We start from the raw sequence: 15,887 nt of genomic DNA, 5'->3' as shown, positions 1-15,887 counted from the left end.
ACCTCTTCCTGTTTCCGCTACGCCACCAGCAACTCGCCGCGCCGCGTCTCGATGAAGCCCGTGTGGACGTCGCCGGCGGCGAAGGCCTCGTCCTCGAGGCAGGCGACGAGGAATGCCAGATTCGTCCGTATCCCCTCGACCCTCGTCGCGCGCAGCGCCTCGGCCGCCCGTGCCCGGGCCTCGTCCCGCGTCTCGCCCCAGGCGATCACCTTCGCGATCATCGGATCGTAATGCGGTGTCACCATATCGCCCTGTCGGTAGCCGCTGTCGACCCGCACGTGCTCCATGCCGTCGGGAAAGGCGAGCACGTCGAGCGGTCCCGGCGAGGGCATGAACATCTTCGCGGGGTTCTCGGCGTAGAGCCGGCACTCGACGGCGTGGCCGCGGCTCAGGATCCCGTCCTGGTCGAGCGTCGGCAGTGTGCCGCGCGCGAGCTCGATCTGCATCGCCACGAGGTCGCGCCCCGTCACCATCTCGGTCACGGGGTGCTCCACCTGGATGCGGGTGTTCATCTCGAGAAAGAAGAACTCGAACGTCTCCGCATCGACGATGAACTCGACGGTGCCCGCGCCGCGGTAGGAGGTGGCGCGGCAGAGCTTCAGCGCGGCCTCCGCCATGCGCGCCCGCACCTCGCCCGCCAGGCCCGGCGCCGGGCTCTCCTCGATCACCTTCTGGAAGCGGCGCTGCAGCGAGCAGTCGCGCTCGAAGAGGTGCACCGCCCCGCCGTCGCCGAAGCCGAAGACCTGCACCTCGACGTGACGCGCCTTCGGCACGAAGCGCTCGAGGAACACCGCGCCGTCGCCGAACGCCTTGCCGGCCATCGACTGCGTGCCCTCGACGACCTCCTCGAGCTTCGCCGGATCGTCGACGCGCCGCATGCCGATACCGCCGCCGCCGGCGGATGCCTTCACGAGCAGAGGAAAGCCGACCTCCTCGGCCGCCTCGGCAAGCCCCGAAAGCTCGCCCGGCTCGAAGCGCCGGCTGCCTGGAACAACGGGCGCGCCGGCCGCCTCGGCGATGTCGCGCGCCCGCTGCTTGTCGCCCATCTGGCGGATCGAACGTGGGGTGGGACCGATCCAGACGAGCCCCGCCGCTTCCGCTTCTTCGGCGAAGTCGGCGTTCTCCGACAGGAAGCCGTAGCCCGGATGGATCGCCTCGGCTCCCGTCTCGCGCGCGGCCTGAAGCACGCGATCGCGCACGAGATAGCTTTCGCGGGGCGAGGCCGGGCCGATCAGCCGCGCCTCGTTCGCCTCCGCGACATGGGCGGCGTCTGCATCGGCTTCCGAGTGCACGGCGACGGTGGCGATGCCCAGATCGCGGCAGGACCGGAAGATGCGCCGCGCGATCTCTCCCCGGTTGGCGACGAGGATCTTCTTCATCGGCGCCGCCGTCAGGCCTCGATCCGCGCGACGACCGAGCCTTCGGTCACCGTGTCGCCCTCGGACACAAGGATCTCGGCGACCTTGCCCGGCTCGGGCGCCGCGACGGGGATTTCCATCTTCATCGATTCCAGGATCATGATCGGCTCGTCCTCGTCGATCTCGTCGCCGACCTTCGTCACGATCTTCCAGACATTGCCGGTGATCTCCGTCTTCACGTCGACGATCGCCATCGCTCTCCGCAGCCTCCCTGCCTATTGTCCCGGTTGACCCGATCCTAGGCCAGGGGGTTAGTAGTTGCAATAGCAGCAACTCGTGGACGGACGAGTGGAGGAGCGGCGGGGCGTGGAGGCGGAGACAGGGGTGGAGGACGCGGCATCCGCCGCGATCGAGCGGATCGACGGGGCGTGCGAGCACGCCTGGACGCCCGACGGCGAGCACCGGATCCGGTGGCGGCTGATCGGCGAGGGGCGGCCGCTCGTGCTCCTGCACGGTGGCTACGGCTCGTGGATGCACTGGCTGAAGGCCATGGAGGCGCTGGCGGGCCACCGGCGCGTCGCCTGCCCGGACATGCCGGGCTTCGCCCAGTCCGGCGGCCGAAAGCCTCCCTACGATCCGCCGCGGATCGCCGTCGCCGTCGCGGAGGGCCTCGGGCACCTCTTCGGGACGGCCACACCCCTCGGCGTCGCCGGCTTCTCATTCGGCGGCACGGTGGCCGGCCATCTCGCGCGGGCCCTCGCCGGCCGCGCCCGGTCGCTCGCCCTGATCGGCAGCGGCGGCCTCGGAAGCGCCAGGCCGGAGATCGTCATGCGCAGCAGGGCGCGCGGCATGAGCGCAAGGGAGATCCTCGAGGTCCACCGGCACAACCTGGCGGCCCTCATGTTCAAGGACCCCGCGCGCATCGACGCGCTGGCGCTCGAGATCCAGCGCCGCAACACGGAGACGCGGCCGACGATCGTCACCAGGCGCTATTCGCGCACGCCGGTCCTGGCCGAAATTCTGCGCGAGGTGCCGTGCCCGGTCCACGCGATCTGGGGCGACGGCGACGCGACCGTCGGGCCGTTCATCGAGAGCCGGCTATCGGTCCTGCGGCAGGGCGCGCCCGACGCGCGGGCGACGATCGTGCCGGATTGCGGCCACTGGGCGATGTACGAGCAGCCGGAGGCCGTCGTGACCGCGCTGATGTCGTGACCGGAGCCGCGCGAGCGCTGCCCGACTCAGCCCCTCGCCTTGCCGGCGAAGTCGGTCGGGGCGAGGCCGGATCCGTTCTCTCCGGAGGAGCGGCCGAACAGGCCGGCAATGCCACGGCCGGCGAGGCGCACGAGGCGGCCGGTTACCTCGGCGGCGAGTGTGAGGGCCTCGGCCTGCGCGAAGGCCTGGCGGATCTCGAACTCGTGGATGCCTTGCGCGTCCTTCAGGACGCCCCGGCTGCGAAGATCGTCGTGGAGCGAACGGATACCGTTCGACATCAGGTTCACCTCATGCTGCATGCGCGATTATTGCGCTGCAATATAACGAGGCAGACCGGCGGAGCAACCGCGCCAGCGCAATGCGGGATCGCGGCTGCAGCATAACAGCCGACCTATTGCGGCAGGAGCGGTCCCCGCGGCGTGCGCGGCCGGCGGCCGAGGCCTGCGTTCTCGACCATCATCAGCTCGCCGATATTCTCTGAAGTCAGGTAGCCCACGAGGCGCCCTCCTGGGTCGAGGACGCCCACGGCGGGCGAGCTGCGCCCCTGCATCAGGGTCAGCGCCGCTTCGAGGCGCGAGCCGAGCGCCACGGTCGGCACCTCGTCCATCACCTCGAGGACCGACGTGCCGGGCCCCGACCCCGAGAGAGCCCGGATCATCGCGTTGCGGGTCAGGACGCCGCGCAGCCGTCCGCCGCCGTCGACGACCGGAAACTCGTGCTGCGTCGTGCGCAGGAGAAGCTCCGCGGCGTCCGAGACCGTCGACTGGGGCCCGAGCACCTCGAAGCGCGTGATCATCGCGTCGCCGACGCCGAGATGGCGGGAGACGTCCTGCAGGCCGACGGACTGCGCCTCCGCCGTCGCGGCGAGATAGACGAAGATCGCGATGAACAGGAGCATCGGATTGCCCATCAGCCCGAAGAAGCCGAAGACGAAGGCCAGCGCCTGGCCGATGCGCGCCGCGAGGTTCGTCGCCTCGGTGCGCGTGTACCTGAAGGCGAGCAGCGCCCGCAGCACCCGGCCGCCATCCATTGGGAAGGCCGGGATGAGGTTGAACAGGACGAGGAAGATGTTCACCGAGGCGAGCCTCACCATGAAGGAGAGGCCGGGATCCTCGAGCCGCTGCAGCGCCTCCACGTCAAAGCGCGCGTTCATGAAGGCGATCAGCACCACGGCGATGACGACGTTCACCGCGGGCCCCGCGAGCGCCACGACGATCTCGTGGCGCGGGTTCTCCGGCATGCGCTCGAGCCGGGCGAGCCCGCCGATCGGCAGGAGCGTGATGTCGGGCGTCCGGATGCCGTAGCGCCTAGCGGCGAGCGCATGGCCGAACTCGTGGGCGACGACGCAGGCGAAGATCGCGCAGATAAACAGGACGCCCTCGATCGCCGCCTGCGTGCCGCCCATCTGGTAATGGGCGATCCCGATCCAGGCGAGGAGCAGGAAGAAGGTGACGTGGATCCGGATCTCGCTGCCGAACAGCCGGCCGATCGGAAAAGACCATGACATTTGGGTTTCGCTCCTCGGGACGGCCGCCATCCAGGACAGGGACCGGCGGATCCATGCGTCGATGTGGCGGACGTCCCCGAGGAGATCAAGTCGGCGGCGGCCTTCCGGTCGCCGCCCGGGCCTGCGACCGGTCAGGCGAGCTCGGGCTCGATGTCCGTCGACCAGAGCGCAGTGTCGTCGGTGTCGCGCAGGGTCACCGTCATCACGCGGGTGTCGGCGGCGATGTCGACCTGGCCGAAGAACTGCAGGCCGGCCGAGGGCGGCAGGTTGACCTGGCCGTCCTCCGGCGCCTTCACGAAACGCAGCTCCGGCCCGAACGTGTCGTCGAGCTCGTTGGGGCCGAACGTGCCGGCGTGGATCGGGCCGGACACGAACTCCCAGAACGGCGCGAAGTCCTGGAACCTCGCCTTGTCGGGGTTGTAGTAGTGGGCGGCCGTGTAGTGCACGTCCGCGGTCAGCCACACGACGTTCTTCACGTTCGCGTGCTTGATGAAGGACAGAAGCCCCGCGATCTCGAGCTCGCGCCCGAGGGGCTCGCCATGGCCTTGAGCGATCGCCTCGGAGCCCGTCGAGCCGTCGGCGAGCTTGTCGTTGACGATGAGGCCGATCGGCATGTCGGCGGCGATCACCTTCCACGTCGCGCGCGACGCCGTCAGCTCGCGCTTCAGCCAGTCGAGCTGCTCCGTCCCGAGGAACACCGTCTCGGAGCCCTCCTCGCCCTGGTCGTTCGCGGTGTTCGGGCCGCGATAGGTCCTCATGTCGAGGAAGAACACGTCGAGCAGCGGGCCGTAGGGCACCTTGCGGTAGACGCGCTGCGGCTCGGCGAACGTCGTCGCGATCGGCATGTACTCGTGGAAGGCGCGCGCGGCACGGGCGGCGAGGAGCTCGATCGACTTCACCCCGTAGCGCTCGTCGGCCGCGAGCGCCTTCACCGACGACCAGTTGTTCGTCACCTCGTGGTCGTCCCACTGCGTGAGGACCGGCACCTCGGCGTACATCTCGCGGACGTTGCGGTCCATCAGGTTGTACTTGTACTGGCCGCGGAACTCCTCGAGCGTCTCGGCGACCTTCGCCTTCTCCTCGATCATCACGTTCTTCCAGACCGAGCCGTCCGGCAGCTCGACCTCCTCCTTCATCGGGCCGTCGGCATAGACGTTGTCGCCGGAGTGGATGAAGAAATCCGGGCGATGGCCGTGCATCGTCGCATAGCCCTTCATGCCGCCGCGGCTCTCGTCGATGCCCCAGCCCTGGCCCGCCGTGTCGCCCGACCACACGAAGCTGATGTCGCGCAGCGACGCCGGCGCCGTGCGCAGCCGGCCGACGAGCGGCTCGCCCTCGACGTTGATCTCGGCGAGGTCCATCGTCCGCGCGCGGTAGAAGATCTCCTGGTCGGCCGGCAGGCCCTCGGCGAGGATCTTCACCGTGAAGTCGCTCTCCGGCAGCGCGTCGAGCGCCGGGAGGCGGTTCACCTCCCTGAAGCTCTCCGTCGTCGACCACTCGAACACGACCTTCGCCGGCCGGTCCGCGCGCGTCCACAGCACCGCGCGGTCGGGGCCGACGTCCCCCGACTGGAGGCCGTGGGTGAGCACGGGGCGATCCGCCGCCCGCGAGATGCGGGGCGCGAACAGCCCACCAGGCATAAGCGCGAGGGCGCCGCCCGCGGCGGTGGCGCCGGCCAGGAAGCGGCGGCGGGACGGCGAGAGAACGGGGCGAGACATGGCTGACCTCCTCCGGTCGGTGACATGAAGGAGGATCCCTTAGCCGCACTTGATGACGCCGCCGTCGCAGCCGGATGAAGCTCGCGTGGCACTCCCGGCGCCACGCGCTCCAGCCATGCGCGGGACGCGCTTGCCCGGACGGCCGCCTGCACCAATTGATAAGGGATCCTTATTATAAGATTTCACCATGCAACACTGCTCCCAGCCACTGCCGCTCGGCTTCGCCCTCGTCGAGGTCACGCGGCTCCTGCGCTCCCACATCGACCGCGCCTTCGAGAGCGCGGGCCTCGGCCTCACCGTCGGCGAGGCGCGCACCCTCGCCTATGCCGACCAGTATCCGGGCCTCCGCCAGTCGGCTCTGGCCGAGCGGATCGGCGTCGAGCCGATGACGCTCGTCGCCTATCTCGACCGGCTCGAGGCGCACGGCCTCGTCCGGCGCGAGCCCGACCCGACCGACCGCCGCGCGAAGATCGTCGTCCTGACGGAGGCGGCGGGCCCCGCCGTGCGCCGCATCCACCGCCTGGCCACCGAGGCGCGGCGCGAGGCGACCCGGGGCTTGAGCGACGAGCAGATCGAGACGCTGCGCGAGATCCTGGGGCAGATGCGCGGCAACCTCGCCCGCCGCGGCGAGGAGGTGCCGGCATGACGCCCGTCATGAGCGAGTTCCGGATGGCCCTCATCGGCGCGCTGATGGTCGCGCTCGGGCCGCTGTCAATGGCGCTCTACACGCCGGCCCTGCCGACCCTGGTGCACGCCTACGGCGCGGAGCCGGGCGCCGTGAAGCTCACCCTCACCGTCTATTTCGCGGGCTTCGCGCTCGCCCAGCTCCTCTGCGGCCCGCTGTCGGACGCCTACGGGCGGCGCAGGGTCGCCCTCGCCTTCTTCGGCATCTACCTCGTGGGCAGCGCCATCGCGACGGTCTCGCCGTCGATCGAGTGGCTCCTCGTCGCGCGGACGGTCCAGGGGATCGGCGCGGCCGCGGGCATCGCGATCTCGCGCGCCATGGTGCGCGACCAGTTCGTCGGCCAGGCCTCGGCCCGCATCCTGAACCTCATCGGCATCATGCTCGGCATCGCCCCGGCGCTCGCGCCGACGATCGGCGGCACGATCCTGTCGCTCGCCGGATGGCACGCGATCTTCGTCGTCATGCTCGCCTATGGCGCGGTCGCCGTGGCCCTCGTCTCCTGGATGCCGGAGACGCTGAAGTCGCCGGATCCGGCGATGGCGCACCCCGTCCGGCTCGTGCGCAACTACGGCCGGCTCATGGCGAGCCCCGGCTTCATGCGGCCGGCCCTCGTCGTCGGCGCGACCCTCGGCGGGGTCTACACCCTGGCCTCCATCCTGCCCTTCGTCATGATCGACGAGATCGGTCTCGCCCCGGCCGTCTTCGGCATGACGATGATGCTGCAGACGGGCTTCTACATCGCCGGCGCCGTCGCCACGCAGCGCCTCCTGAAGCGGCACGACGCCGCCGCCCTCGTCCCCGTCGGCCTCGCCCTGGTGGCGGTGTCCGCCTGCCTGATGCTCGTCGTCCTGCGCCTCGTCGAGCCGGGCGTCGTCGCCGTCATGGGCCCGGTCGCCATCTGGGCCTTCGGGATCGGCATGATCATGCCGGGCGCCACGACGGCGGCGATGGCCGGCTTCCCGGCGATCGCCGGCGCGGCGTCCGCGCTCATGGGCTTCTTCCAGATCGGCGGCGGCCTTCTGGGCTCGATGGTCTCGAGCCTCTTCACCGATCCCGTCGCCGCGCTCACCACCATCCTGCCGGGCATGGCGCTTCTCGCCGTCGTCGCGCATCTGGGGCTCGCCGCCGCCAAGCGGCGCGAGGAGCGGCTCGACCCCACGGCCTACGAGCTGATGGGCGGCACCGACCCCGCCGGCTATGTCGGCCCGCCGGCCAAGCGCCTCGTCGGCGGCTTGCGCGAGGCACGGGACGAGATGCGCGACGCGGCAGAGTAGACCTCGCTGCCCCCCGCGTCCGTCGCTTTGACCCGGCGCAAGGCGAGGCGGGGCACCGTGCGGCATCCTCCGGCCTCGATCGACTGGCGAAGGAGAAAACGATGGGACGCGTGAAGGACAAGGTGGCGCTCGTGACGGGTGGCTCCGTCGGCCTCGGCGAGGCGACGGCGAGGCTCCTCGCCCGGGAGGGCGCCAAGGTCGTCGTCACCGACATCCAGGACGAGAAGGGCGAGACGGTCGCCAGGGATATCGCGGCGGCCGGCGGCGAGGCCCTCTATCTGCACCACGACGTGGCCGACGAGGCGGCGTGGGAGCAGGTGATCGCGGCGACCGTCGAGCGCTTCGGTCGCCTCGACGTCCTCGTGAACAACGCCGGCATCGGCACCGGCTGCCCGCCCGAGGAGCAGACCCTCGAGGATTGGCGGCGCCTGATGAGCATAAATCTCGACGGCGTCTTCCTCGGGACGAAGCACGCGATCCTCGCGATGAAGGCCCACAAGCCGATGACGCAAGGCTCGATCGTCAACCTCTCCTCGATCGAGGGTCTCGTCGGCGACCCCAATCTCGGAGCCTACAACGCATCGAAGGGCGGCGTCAGGATCTACACGAAGTCGGTCGCCCTCTACTGCGCGAAAGAGGGGCTCGGCATCCGCGCAAACTCGGTCCATCCGGGCTACATCTGGACCCCGATGGTCGAGAACTACCTGCGCGAGAACGACAATCTGGAGGAGGGCCGCGCCCAGCTCGACGCGCTGCACCCGATCGGCCATGTCGGCGAGCCCGACGACATCGCCTACGGCGTGCTCTACCTCGCCTCGGACGAATCGAAGTTCGTCACGGGCACGGAGCTCGTGATCGACGGTGGCTACACCGCACAGTAGCCGCCGCAGCGACCACACGAAAACGGCGCGGTCCCGGAGGCCGCGCCGTCGTCGTCACTTCGGCGGGGATTACCCCTCGCAGCGCACGAGGTCGATCGTGCCGCCGGCCGCGCGATCGAGCGTGATCTCGTCGGCGCTCGCGTCGCCCTGGGCGGATTCGACCGTCCAGTCCTGCGTGCCGGCATCCCCGCCGCACGCCACCTGAAGGTTCAGCGTGCCGTCGCCGACCTCCGTGGACTGGATCTCGCACATGCCCTCGGGAAGGGTGATGGCGTCCTGCGCAAAGGCGATCTCGGTCGTGCCGCACTGCTCCTCGGATTCGGCCCAGCGGCCCTCGAGCTCCGCGAGCGCGTCACTGCCCGCCCCGTCGCTCTGAGGCTCCATCGTCGCGACGTCGGTCTGGCCGCCGGTGGTGCCGCCGGCCGCCGTCTGCTCCTGCCCGGCCGCGGGCGCGGTGTTCTCGACCGCCACCGTCTCCTCCTCGACGGCGGGAGCCTCGGCCGTGGCGGTCTCCTCTGCCAGCTCCGGCTCGTCCGTCGCGGCCATCTCCTCGGTGGCGGGCGCGTCGGTCGTGCTCTCCTCGACCACGACCTGCTCGTTCTCGGTCGGGGCCTCGGCAGTCTGGTCGTCCTCGCCGCAGGCCGCGAGGCCCAACACGACGATCATGCTGCCCGCGAGCGCGGTGTTCCGGAAGTTCATCATCTCGTTCTCCACTCCCTGGTCGTTGTGGCCGTAAACGCCGATAGGTGCGGGAGGTTCGAAATGGCTGACGCCTTCCGCGTCAGACGCCGAGAGATGTCCGGTGCCGTACCGCCGAGGTCACCCCTTCAGGCGGTCGCGCATCGCGAGCGTCCTGAGACGCAGTGCGTTGAGGCGGATGAAGCCGGCCGCGTCGCGCTGGTCGTAGGCGCCGCGATCGTCCTCGAAGGTCACGAGCGCGTCGTTGTAGAGCGACTGCTCGCTGGCGCGGCCCGTGACGATGACGTTGCCCTTGTAGAGCTTGAGCCTGACCGTCCCCTCGACCTTCTCCTGGCTCTTGTCGACGAGGGCCTGGATCATCTCGCGCTCCGGCGCGAACCAGAAGCCGTTGTAGACGAGCTCGGCGTAGCGCGGCATCAGCTCGTCCTTGAGGTGGGCGGCGCCGCGGTCGAGCGTGATCGACTCGATCGCCCGGTGCGCCACCGACAGGATCGTGCCGCCCGGCGTCTCGTAGATGCCGCGCGACTTCATGCCGACGAAGCGGTTCTCGACGAGGTCGACGCGGCCGATGCCGTTGTCGCGGCCGAGCTCGTTCAGGACGCCCAGCAGCGAGGCCGGGCTCATCGCCCGCCCGTCGATCGACACCGGATCGCCCCTCTCGAAGCCGATCTCGATCGTCGTCGCCCGGTCGGGGGCCTCCTCGGGCGAGAGCGTGCGCTGGAACACGTAGTCCGGCGCCTCCTCGTTCGGGTCCTCGAGAACCTTGCCCTCGGAGGAGGAGTGCAGGAGGTTCGCGTCGACCGAGAAGGGCGCCTCCCCGCGCTTGTCCTTCGTCACCGTGATCTGGTGCTTCTCGGCGAAGTCGATGAGGTCCGTGCGGCTCTTGAAGTCCCACTCGCGCCACGGCGCGATCACCTTGATGTCGGGATCGAGCGCATAGGCGGCGAGTTCGAACCGCACCTGGTCGTTGCCCTTGCCGGTCGCGCCGTGGGCGATCGCGTCGGCGCCCGTCTCGTGGGCGATCTCGACGAGGCGCTTGGCGATCAGCGGCCGCGCGATCGAGGTGCCGAGGAGGTAGACGCCCTCGTACATCGCGTTCATGCGGAACATCGGGAAGACGAAGTCGCGCACGAACTCCTCGCGCAGATCCTCGATGTAGATCTGCTCGATCCCGAGATTCTCCGCCTTGCGCCGCGCCGGCTCGAGCTCCTCGCCCTGGCCGAGATCGGCGGTGAAGGTCACGACCTCCGCGCCGTACTCGGTCTGCAGCCATTTCAGGATGATCGAGGTGTCGAGGCCGCCGGAATAGGCGAGCACGACCTTCTTGACGTCCGACATGAGATCCTCGGGAAGGCTCTGGGGATGGGAATGCTGGCCGCGCTTATAGGACGCCCGGGCGAGGCGCGGCAAGCGAGCCGTCAGCCGCCCGCCTGCCACTCGCGCACCGCCTCGAGCGGCCACAGCAGCATCAGCACGTTCAGGGTCAGGTTGTCGCGGATCATGAACCCGACCCAGATCTCGAGCGCCACCGCGATCGCGACGGTCGCGGCGACCGGCAGCCTCCGGGCGAGGAAGAAGCCCGCCACCATGAACAGGATGTCCGACACCGAGTTCAGGATCGAGTCGCCGTGATAGTCGAGCGACACGGTCTGCTCGCGGTAGCGGTCGATGATGAAGTCCGTGTTCTCGACGATCTCCCAGGCGCTCTCGATCCCGATGGCGAGGAGAAGCCGCGTTCCGAGCGACAGCCGGCCACGGAGGAACCACAGGGCCCCGTAGAAGATGAAGCCGTGAATGACGTGCGAGAACGTGTACCAGTCGCTCAGATGCTGGGAGTTCCCGGGGCCGCCTGCGTCGCCGTACCAGAGGCGGATCTCGCCGCACTCGCAGATCGGCACCCGGCCCATCAGGTGGAGCACCAGAGCGGTCGCGGCGACGATGCCGGCGGCCGCGATGAGGGTGGTTCGCTGCGACATGAAACGCGCTTCCTGCAGACGTGGATGAACGGCAGATGAACGGGCGGCTCAAGGCGGGTTCAAGCGCCGCGTGGTGGATTGGCCGCCATGACAGGGAAGCCATCAGGCGAGATCGCCGCCCTGGAACAGCGTCGGCTCGACGCTCTTTCAGCCGAGATTCGGACCGCCGAAGCGGAGGCCGTCCGCGTGGCGGTCGCGCTCCACGTCGTCGCGGCGCTTGCCGGAGACACGCTCCCGTCCGCCCTTCACGAGCGGCCCGCGGGATCGAGGGAGCCGTCGGCGGCCCGCGTCTCCCGGAAGATGAAGTAGATGTTGCGGGCGTAGATCAGGAGGCCGGCGGCCTGACCGGCGATGAACACCGGGTCCTTGCGGTAGATCGCGTAGGCCAGGAGCGTGCCGCCGCCGAACACCGAGAAGAGCCAGAAGGCGGGCGGGATGATGCTCCGTCGCACCCGCTCGCTGGCGATCCACTGCACGAGGAAGCGGGCGGAGAAGAAGATCTGGCCGAGAAAGCCGATGCCCAGCCAGAGGGTCTCGGTGCTCATGACGAAAGTCCTTCACAAAGGCCGCAGCGGCCGTCGCCGGCGGCGGCGACGCGTGAGCCACGCCACGCCGAAGAGGTCGGGAATGCCGACCGCCAACCGGTCGAGTATGCCGTAATTCGACGTCCCCTTTAGCCGGGGCCGGTCGATCACGTCGACATGCGCCACCTTCCAGCCGTCGGCGAGAACGAGCGCCGGCAGGAAGCGGTGCAGGGAATCGAAATAGGGGAGCCCTTCGAGCGCCTCGCGCCGCCCCGCTTTCAGCCCACAGCCGGAGTCGCGCGTCCCGTCCTGCAGCATCCAGCCGCGCACGCCGTTCGCGATCCGCGAGCCCCAGCGCTTCGACCACGAGGCCTTGCGGCCGACGCGCTGCCCCGCCGCGAGCCCGACCTCGGGGTCCTCGAGCGCGGCGATCAGAGCAGGCACGAAGGCCGGGTCGTTCTGCCCGTCGCCGTCGAGCGTGACGATGATCTCGCCGCGGGCCGCCCTGATGCCGGTATAGACGGCGGCGCTCTGGCCGCAGGAGACCGGGTGACGGACCGGCCGCAGCCGACCGTCGGCCGCCGCGAGTTCGGACAGCACCTGCGGCGTGGCGTCGCTCGAGCCGTCGTCGACGACGATGACCTCGTGATCTTCGGCGGCGAGCGCCCGGTGGATCTCGGCGACGAGGTCGCCGAGCGCGCCTGCCTCGTTCCGGGCCGGCACCACGACGGAGATCTTCGGCATCAGTCCCTCGGCCTCGATTGAGGCATGGCAGCAGCAGCAGTGAGCAGGCTTTGCGCCGTATCACGAAGCGCCGGCCATGTCGCCGACTCGACGTGCGGGAGCCGCCGCCGCACGACTCGGCCGCCGGGGCACGGGCGGAACACGAGCTTGCGCCGCGCGCACCAGTTGCGGATCCACAGGACCCCCACCGCGCCGAGCAGCCATCCGCCCATCACGTCGCTCGGATAGTGGTCGAGCACCATGACGCGGCTCGTGCCGATGATGATCGGGAACGACAGGAAGAAGGCCCAGTAGCGCGGCCACAGCACCGTCAGCGCCACCGCGAGCGTGATGGCGTTCGTCGTGTGGCCGGAGGGAAAGCTCTGGAAGTCCGCTCCGAGGGCGAAGGTCGTGACGTCCAGTATGCCGTGGCTTCCCTCCACGCCCGGCCGCGCGCGCCCGACGACCAGCTTGAGGAGCGAGGTCGCGAGGCCCGGGATCGCGACCGCGGCGATGATGAAGGCGATTCTCGCCCCCCAATGGTGAAGCGCCGCCCGCACCTTGAGCGGCCACTCGAAGCCCGACGCGATCAGGATCGCGAGCAGTGTCAGGCCGAGCGGCCACAGGAACCAGTCCGCCTTGCCGTAGCGCGTCACCCAGTAGAAGAAGCCCCGCACGCTGTCGTCGTAGGACATCGCCCACGCCTGCGCATGCGGGTCGAGGACGAGGATCGTCACGAGCACGGCGACGAGGAAGGCGCCGGCGAGATCCGCGGGTCGCTGCCAGACCGGCGGCCGGACAGGGTGAAGCGGCTTCGGGCGGCGCTCGAAGGTGCGGCGGAGATGACCGCGCAACCGTTCTAGGGCGCCGGCGTCGCGATCTGGAAGGTCAGCCATCTGGAGTTGCCGATATTGATCCCCGAGAGTGTCTCCGCGATCACAGGTCTGAACCCCAGCGACTGCGCGCGCGAGACGAAGGCCGCACTCTGCCGGTCCGTCACGACGACGACGCGACAGCCGCCCTCGGAAAGAAAGTCCGCTGCCTGCTCGCCGCTGCCGAAGCGTATGTCGGTGCCCACGGCGAAGACGAGGCTCGCCTCGGTGAAGCCCGCCGAGAACACGTGCGGGTTCTCGCACGCGGCCGCCGCCTCGGCGGCCGCGGCCAGGCGGGGCGAGACCCACACGCTGTCGAGCCGTGGCGCCACCGTGCCGAACACCGTGGCGTAGACGATCACGGCCTGGGCGAGGAGCAGGGCCATCGTCGTGGGATAGTGCGCCTTCGCGGCCTCCCATGCGGCGGCGGCGCCGAGCCCTGTCGCCGCGGCGGCCATAAGCACGGCCTGCAGCGACCAGACCCCCTCGAGATAGGCGAGCAGCCCGAGCCCGGCGAGCGCCGTCAGGCCGCCGCCCACGCCCGACGCCATCATGAAGAGCCGGGCCCACGCCTGGTCCGAGATCTTCCCCGCGACGAGCGCGGAGGCCGCCAGAAGCGCGATCGCCGGGTAGACCGGCAGCGTGTAGTGCGGCAGCTTCGTCGCGACGACCTCGAAGACGATGAATGACGGCAGGATCCAGGCGAGCAGGAAGCTCGTCGCCGGCTCGCGCCGCGACCGCCAGATCGCCGGGATCGAGACGCCGAGCAGCGCTGCGCTCGGCCAGAACAGGACCCAGAACAGGAGAAAGTGGTAGCCGGGCGGCGCCCCGTGGGATTCCTGCCCCTCCGCGATCTTGCCCAGCATGTCGTTGCCGAGCGACTCCTGCAGGAAGCGCCCCTCGGAGACGACGTTGATGGCGACGAGCCAGGGCAGCACGATGACGGCGACGACGAGAAGGCCCGGCAGCGGCCGGAGGCGCTTCAGCCAGCCGGCCCGCCGGTCGAGCACGGCGAGGCCCCCCGCCGTCAGCCCGGCCACCATCGCCGTCACCGGCCCCTTCACCAAAATGCCGACGCCGATGGCGGCCCAGAAGACGAAGGGCCAGCGGCCGAAGGGCTCCCGCCCGTCCTCCGCCGTGCGCGGCGGCGCGAAAAAGACACGCGCCAGCGCGAGCTGCGCCCTGGAGGGCGGCTTCCCGTGCCCCGAACCGTGGATCGCGAAATAGACGCGCGCCAGCGCGAGCTGCGCCGCCATGACGGTCGCGAGCAGCACCGCGTCCGTCTTGGCGAGCCTCGCCTCCACGTTGAGGATGATGCAGGCCGCGAGGAAGAGGGCGCCGGCGAACGCCGCTTCCGCTCCCACCAGCGGGCGCCCGAGCCGGAAGGTGAGGAGGACGGCGAGGATCGCGCCCAGAAGCGACACCAGCCGGTACACCCAGACGGGCGCCTCCGCGCCGTATCCCGAGACGAGGGTGGACGCGGCCTGCAGCCAGTAGATGCCGACCGGCTTCTTGTACCGGTTCTCCTCGTGAAGCCGCAGGTCGATCGGGTCGCCGCTCTCGACCATCTGCTTCGTCGTCTGGACGAAGCGGGCCTCGTCCCGGTCGACGAGCGGAACGGTGAAGACGCCCGGCAGGTAGGCGAGGAGACAGAAGAGGACGAGGACGAGCGAGGCGAGCCGCGTCGAGGCGGAGACGCGGCCAAGCGCGCGAAGCACCCGCTGGTCGCCGCCGCCGGGCATCGCCGCGGCGGCCCCCTGTTCGTAGCGTGCCGCCTCTTCCGCCATGCCCTCGACATGCTCCCGCCGCCGGCGATGCCGTAGCGCTCGCCCGGATGTCGGCCTTATGCCGTGCCGGGTCCGGCGGCGCAATCCGGAGCCGGGCCCGACTCCAGGAGGGCCCCGCCATGCCCGGCGCTGGCGTAGCGGCCCGGCCGCATCCTCGCGCTTTCGTGAGACGGATCGATGTCGGGGATCGGGGAACGTCTCGCGGCCTCGGGCATTCTTAGCCCCAGACAGCAACGAACACAGGGAGCTGTACCATGAAGAACGATCTTCTCAAGCTGACTGGCGCGAGCTTCGTCGCCCTGGCCCTGGCCGCCGGCCCCGTCGCCGCCCAGACCTACCACGAGTGGGACGCGGACCAGGACGGCGTCGTCTCCCAGGAAGAGTACAATGCCGGTCTCGAGACCAGCGAATTCGGCGAGTGGGACAACGACATGACGTCCGACGACGTCTTCGCCGAGTACGATCAGGACGAAGACGGCTCGTGGAGCGCCCCTGAGTATGGCCGCTTCAACGAGGACTATCCGATGCCGGCGATCGTCGGTGGCGGCTCTGGCGGCGGCAGCATCCCGAGCGCCGAGGGCGGCACGGTCGACGACACGACGACCGAGCCCAACTGATCGGCTTCTATAGAGACGCGAGACGGCCGGCGGTTTCCGCCGGCCGTTCAGACT

At 69.9% G+C, this 15,887-nt stretch carries 17 protein-coding genes; 5 read left to right on the top strand and 12 right to left on the bottom strand.

The genetic code is table 11. The features are described from left to right. Window positions 1-17: 17 nt before the first annotated feature. Together N177_RS07180 and N177_RS07175 are read right to left on the bottom strand one after the other, a co-directional pair. The gene (locus tag N177_RS07180) at window positions 18-1,379 is read right to left on the bottom strand and encodes an acetyl-CoA carboxylase biotin carboxylase subunit (RefSeq protein WP_023431618.1); all 1,362 of its coding nucleotides are present in this window, start codon (window positions 1,377-1,379) and stop codon (window positions 18-20) included. An 11-nt stretch (window positions 1,380-1,390) separates the two neighbouring features. Then, window positions 1,391-1,612 (bottom strand): biotin/lipoyl-binding carrier protein, encoded by a 222-nt coding sequence (locus tag N177_RS07175; protein WP_023431617.1) that lies wholly within the window; start codon window positions 1,610-1,612, stop codon window positions 1,391-1,393. A gap of 82 nt (window positions 1,613-1,694) precedes the next feature. Here N177_RS07175 and N177_RS07170 point away from each other — a divergent pair, with 82 nt between their 5' ends. After that, entirely contained in the window at window positions 1,695-2,570 is an 876-nt protein-coding gene (locus N177_RS07170) for an alpha/beta fold hydrolase (RefSeq protein ID WP_152527862.1), read from the top strand. 26 nt (window positions 2,571-2,596) lie between these two features. Here the strand turns inward: N177_RS07170 and N177_RS07165 are convergent, their stop codons facing one another. From N177_RS07165 to N177_RS07155, 3 genes are all read right to left on the bottom strand, one after another. Continuing rightward, window positions 2,597-2,848 carry a hypothetical protein gene (locus tag N177_RS07165; RefSeq protein WP_152527861.1) on the bottom strand — a complete coding sequence of 84 codons (252 nt, stop codon included), beginning with the start codon at window positions 2,846-2,848 and terminating at the stop codon, window positions 2,597-2,599. A 113-nt stretch (window positions 2,849-2,961) separates the two neighbouring features. Continuing rightward, entirely contained in the window at window positions 2,962-4,077 is a 1,116-nt protein-coding gene (locus N177_RS07160) for a site-2 protease family protein (protein ID WP_023431614.1), read from the bottom strand. Between the two features lie 131 nt (window positions 4,078-4,208). Then, entirely contained in the window at window positions 4,209-5,795 is a 1,587-nt protein-coding gene (locus N177_RS07155; RefSeq protein WP_023431613.1) for an alkaline phosphatase D family protein, read from the bottom strand. A gap of 187 nt (window positions 5,796-5,982) precedes the next feature. Between N177_RS07155 and N177_RS07150 the strand changes: the two genes are divergently transcribed. The 3 genes from N177_RS07150 to N177_RS07140 all read left to right on the top strand — a co-directional run bounded on the left by N177_RS07150 (window position 5,983) and on the right by N177_RS07140 (window position 8,635). Next, window positions 5,983-6,441, top strand: a complete 459-nt coding sequence (locus N177_RS07150) for a MarR family winged helix-turn-helix transcriptional regulator (protein WP_023431612.1) — start codon at window positions 5,983-5,985, stop codon at window positions 6,439-6,441. Beyond that, a complete protein-coding gene (locus N177_RS07145; protein ID WP_023431611.1) occupies window positions 6,438-7,754 on the top strand; it encodes a multidrug effflux MFS transporter in 1,317 nt (438 codons plus the stop codon). The genes N177_RS07150 and N177_RS07145 overlap by 4 nt, the downstream gene beginning before the upstream one ends. A gap of 101 nt (window positions 7,755-7,855) precedes the next feature. After that, complete coding sequence (locus tag N177_RS07140; RefSeq protein WP_023431610.1) at window positions 7,856-8,635, top strand: glucose 1-dehydrogenase; 780 nt, start codon at window positions 7,856-7,858, stop codon at window positions 8,633-8,635. 69 nt (window positions 8,636-8,704) lie between these two features. Here N177_RS07140 and N177_RS07135 read toward each other — a convergent pair whose 3' ends face one another. From N177_RS07135 to N177_RS07105, 7 genes are all read right to left on the bottom strand, one after another. Continuing rightward, window positions 8,705-9,334, bottom strand: a complete 630-nt coding sequence (locus N177_RS07135; protein ID WP_210163427.1) for a hypothetical protein — start codon at window positions 9,332-9,334, stop codon at window positions 8,705-8,707. A gap of 120 nt (window positions 9,335-9,454) precedes the next feature. Beyond that, window positions 9,455-10,672: an argininosuccinate synthase gene (locus N177_RS07130; RefSeq protein WP_023431608.1), complete on the bottom strand. Its 1,218-nt coding sequence runs from the start codon at window positions 10,670-10,672 to the stop codon at window positions 9,455-9,457. Window positions 10,673-10,752: 80 nt separating this feature from the next. Continuing rightward, a complete protein-coding gene (locus N177_RS07125; protein ID WP_023431607.1) occupies window positions 10,753-11,310 on the bottom strand; it encodes a DUF2585 domain-containing protein in 558 nt (185 codons plus the stop codon). Between the two features lie 245 nt (window positions 11,311-11,555). After that, on the bottom strand, window positions 11,556-11,855 hold the full coding sequence (locus tag N177_RS07120; RefSeq protein WP_023431606.1) for a lipid-A-disaccharide synthase N-terminal domain-containing protein: 300 nt from the start codon (window positions 11,853-11,855) through the stop codon (window positions 11,556-11,558). A 12-nt stretch (window positions 11,856-11,867) separates the two neighbouring features. Next, the gene (locus tag N177_RS07115; RefSeq protein WP_023431605.1) at window positions 11,868-12,578 is read right to left on the bottom strand and encodes a glycosyltransferase family 2 protein; all 711 of its coding nucleotides are present in this window, start codon (window positions 12,576-12,578) and stop codon (window positions 11,868-11,870) included. Continuing rightward, window positions 12,578-13,453, bottom strand: coding sequence for a phosphatase PAP2 family protein (locus N177_RS20525; RefSeq protein ID WP_051402278.1), 876 nt, complete (start codon window positions 13,451-13,453; stop codon window positions 12,578-12,580). Before N177_RS20525 ends, N177_RS07115 begins: the two co-directional genes overlap by 1 nt. Further along, a complete protein-coding gene (locus N177_RS07105) occupies window positions 13,417-15,216 on the bottom strand; it encodes an ArnT family glycosyltransferase (RefSeq protein ID WP_023431602.1) in 1,800 nt (599 codons plus the stop codon). The genes N177_RS20525 and N177_RS07105 overlap by 37 nt, the downstream gene beginning before the upstream one ends. 254 nt (window positions 15,217-15,470) lie before the next feature. Here N177_RS07105 and N177_RS07100 point away from each other — a divergent pair, with 254 nt between their 5' ends. Continuing rightward, a complete protein-coding gene (locus N177_RS07100) occupies window positions 15,471-15,833 on the top strand; it encodes an EF-hand domain-containing protein (RefSeq protein WP_023431601.1) in 363 nt (120 codons plus the stop codon). Window positions 15,834-15,887 lie beyond the last annotated feature (54 nt).

This window comes from Lutibaculum baratangense AMV1 (assembly GCF_000496075.1).
Taxonomy (GTDB): Bacteria; Pseudomonadota; Alphaproteobacteria; order Rhizobiales; family Tepidamorphaceae; genus Lutibaculum; species Lutibaculum baratangense.
Note: the sequence above shows the minus strand (reverse complement) of the source record. Positions and strands in the feature narration are given on the sequence as shown.

Coding starts and splice junctions, on each gene's coding strand:
- N177_RS07180 (WP_023431618.1), bottom strand. CDS start 1,379: ATGAAGAAGATCCTCGTCGCCAACCGGGGAGAGATCGCGCGGCGCATC.
- N177_RS07175 (WP_023431617.1), bottom strand. CDS start 1,612: ATGGCGATCGTCGACGTGAAGACGGAGATCACCGGCAATGTCTGGAAG.
- N177_RS07165 (WP_152527861.1), bottom strand. CDS start 2,848: ATGTCGAACGGTATCCGTTCGCTCCACGACGATCTTCGCAGCCGGGGC.
- N177_RS07160 (WP_023431614.1), bottom strand. CDS start 4,077: ATGTCATGGTCTTTTCCGATCGGCCGGCTGTTCGGCAGCGAGATCCGG.
- N177_RS07155 (WP_023431613.1), bottom strand. CDS start 5,795: ATGTCTCGCCCCGTTCTCTCGCCGTCCCGCCGCCGCTTCCTGGCCGGC.
- N177_RS07150 (WP_023431612.1), top strand. CDS start 5,983: ATGCAACACTGCTCCCAGCCACTGCCGCTCGGCTTCGCCCTCGTCGAG.
- N177_RS07145 (WP_023431611.1), top strand. CDS start 6,438: ATGACGCCCGTCATGAGCGAGTTCCGGATGGCCCTCATCGGCGCGCTG.
- N177_RS07140 (WP_023431610.1), top strand. CDS start 7,856: ATGGGACGCGTGAAGGACAAGGTGGCGCTCGTGACGGGTGGCTCCGTC.
- N177_RS07135 (WP_210163427.1), bottom strand. CDS start 9,334: ATGAACTTCCGGAACACCGCGCTCGCGGGCAGCATGATCGTCGTGTTG.
- N177_RS07130 (WP_023431608.1), bottom strand. CDS start 10,672: ATGTCGGACGTCAAGAAGGTCGTGCTCGCCTATTCCGGCGGCCTCGAC.
- N177_RS07125 (WP_023431607.1), bottom strand. CDS start 11,310: ATGTCGCAGCGAACCACCCTCATCGCGGCCGCCGGCATCGTCGCCGCG.
- N177_RS07120 (WP_023431606.1), bottom strand. CDS start 11,855: ATGAGCACCGAGACCCTCTGGCTGGGCATCGGCTTTCTCGGCCAGATC.
- N177_RS07115 (WP_023431605.1), bottom strand. CDS start 12,578: ATGCCGAAGATCTCCGTCGTGGTGCCGGCCCGGAACGAGGCAGGCGCG.
- N177_RS20525 (WP_051402278.1), bottom strand. CDS start 13,453: ATGGCTGACCTTCCAGATCGCGACGCCGGCGCCCTAGAACGGTTGCGC.
- N177_RS07105 (WP_023431602.1), bottom strand. CDS start 15,216: ATGGCGGAAGAGGCGGCACGCTACGAACAGGGGGCCGCCGCGGCGATG.
- N177_RS07100 (WP_023431601.1), top strand. CDS start 15,471: ATGAAGAACGATCTTCTCAAGCTGACTGGCGCGAGCTTCGTCGCCCTG.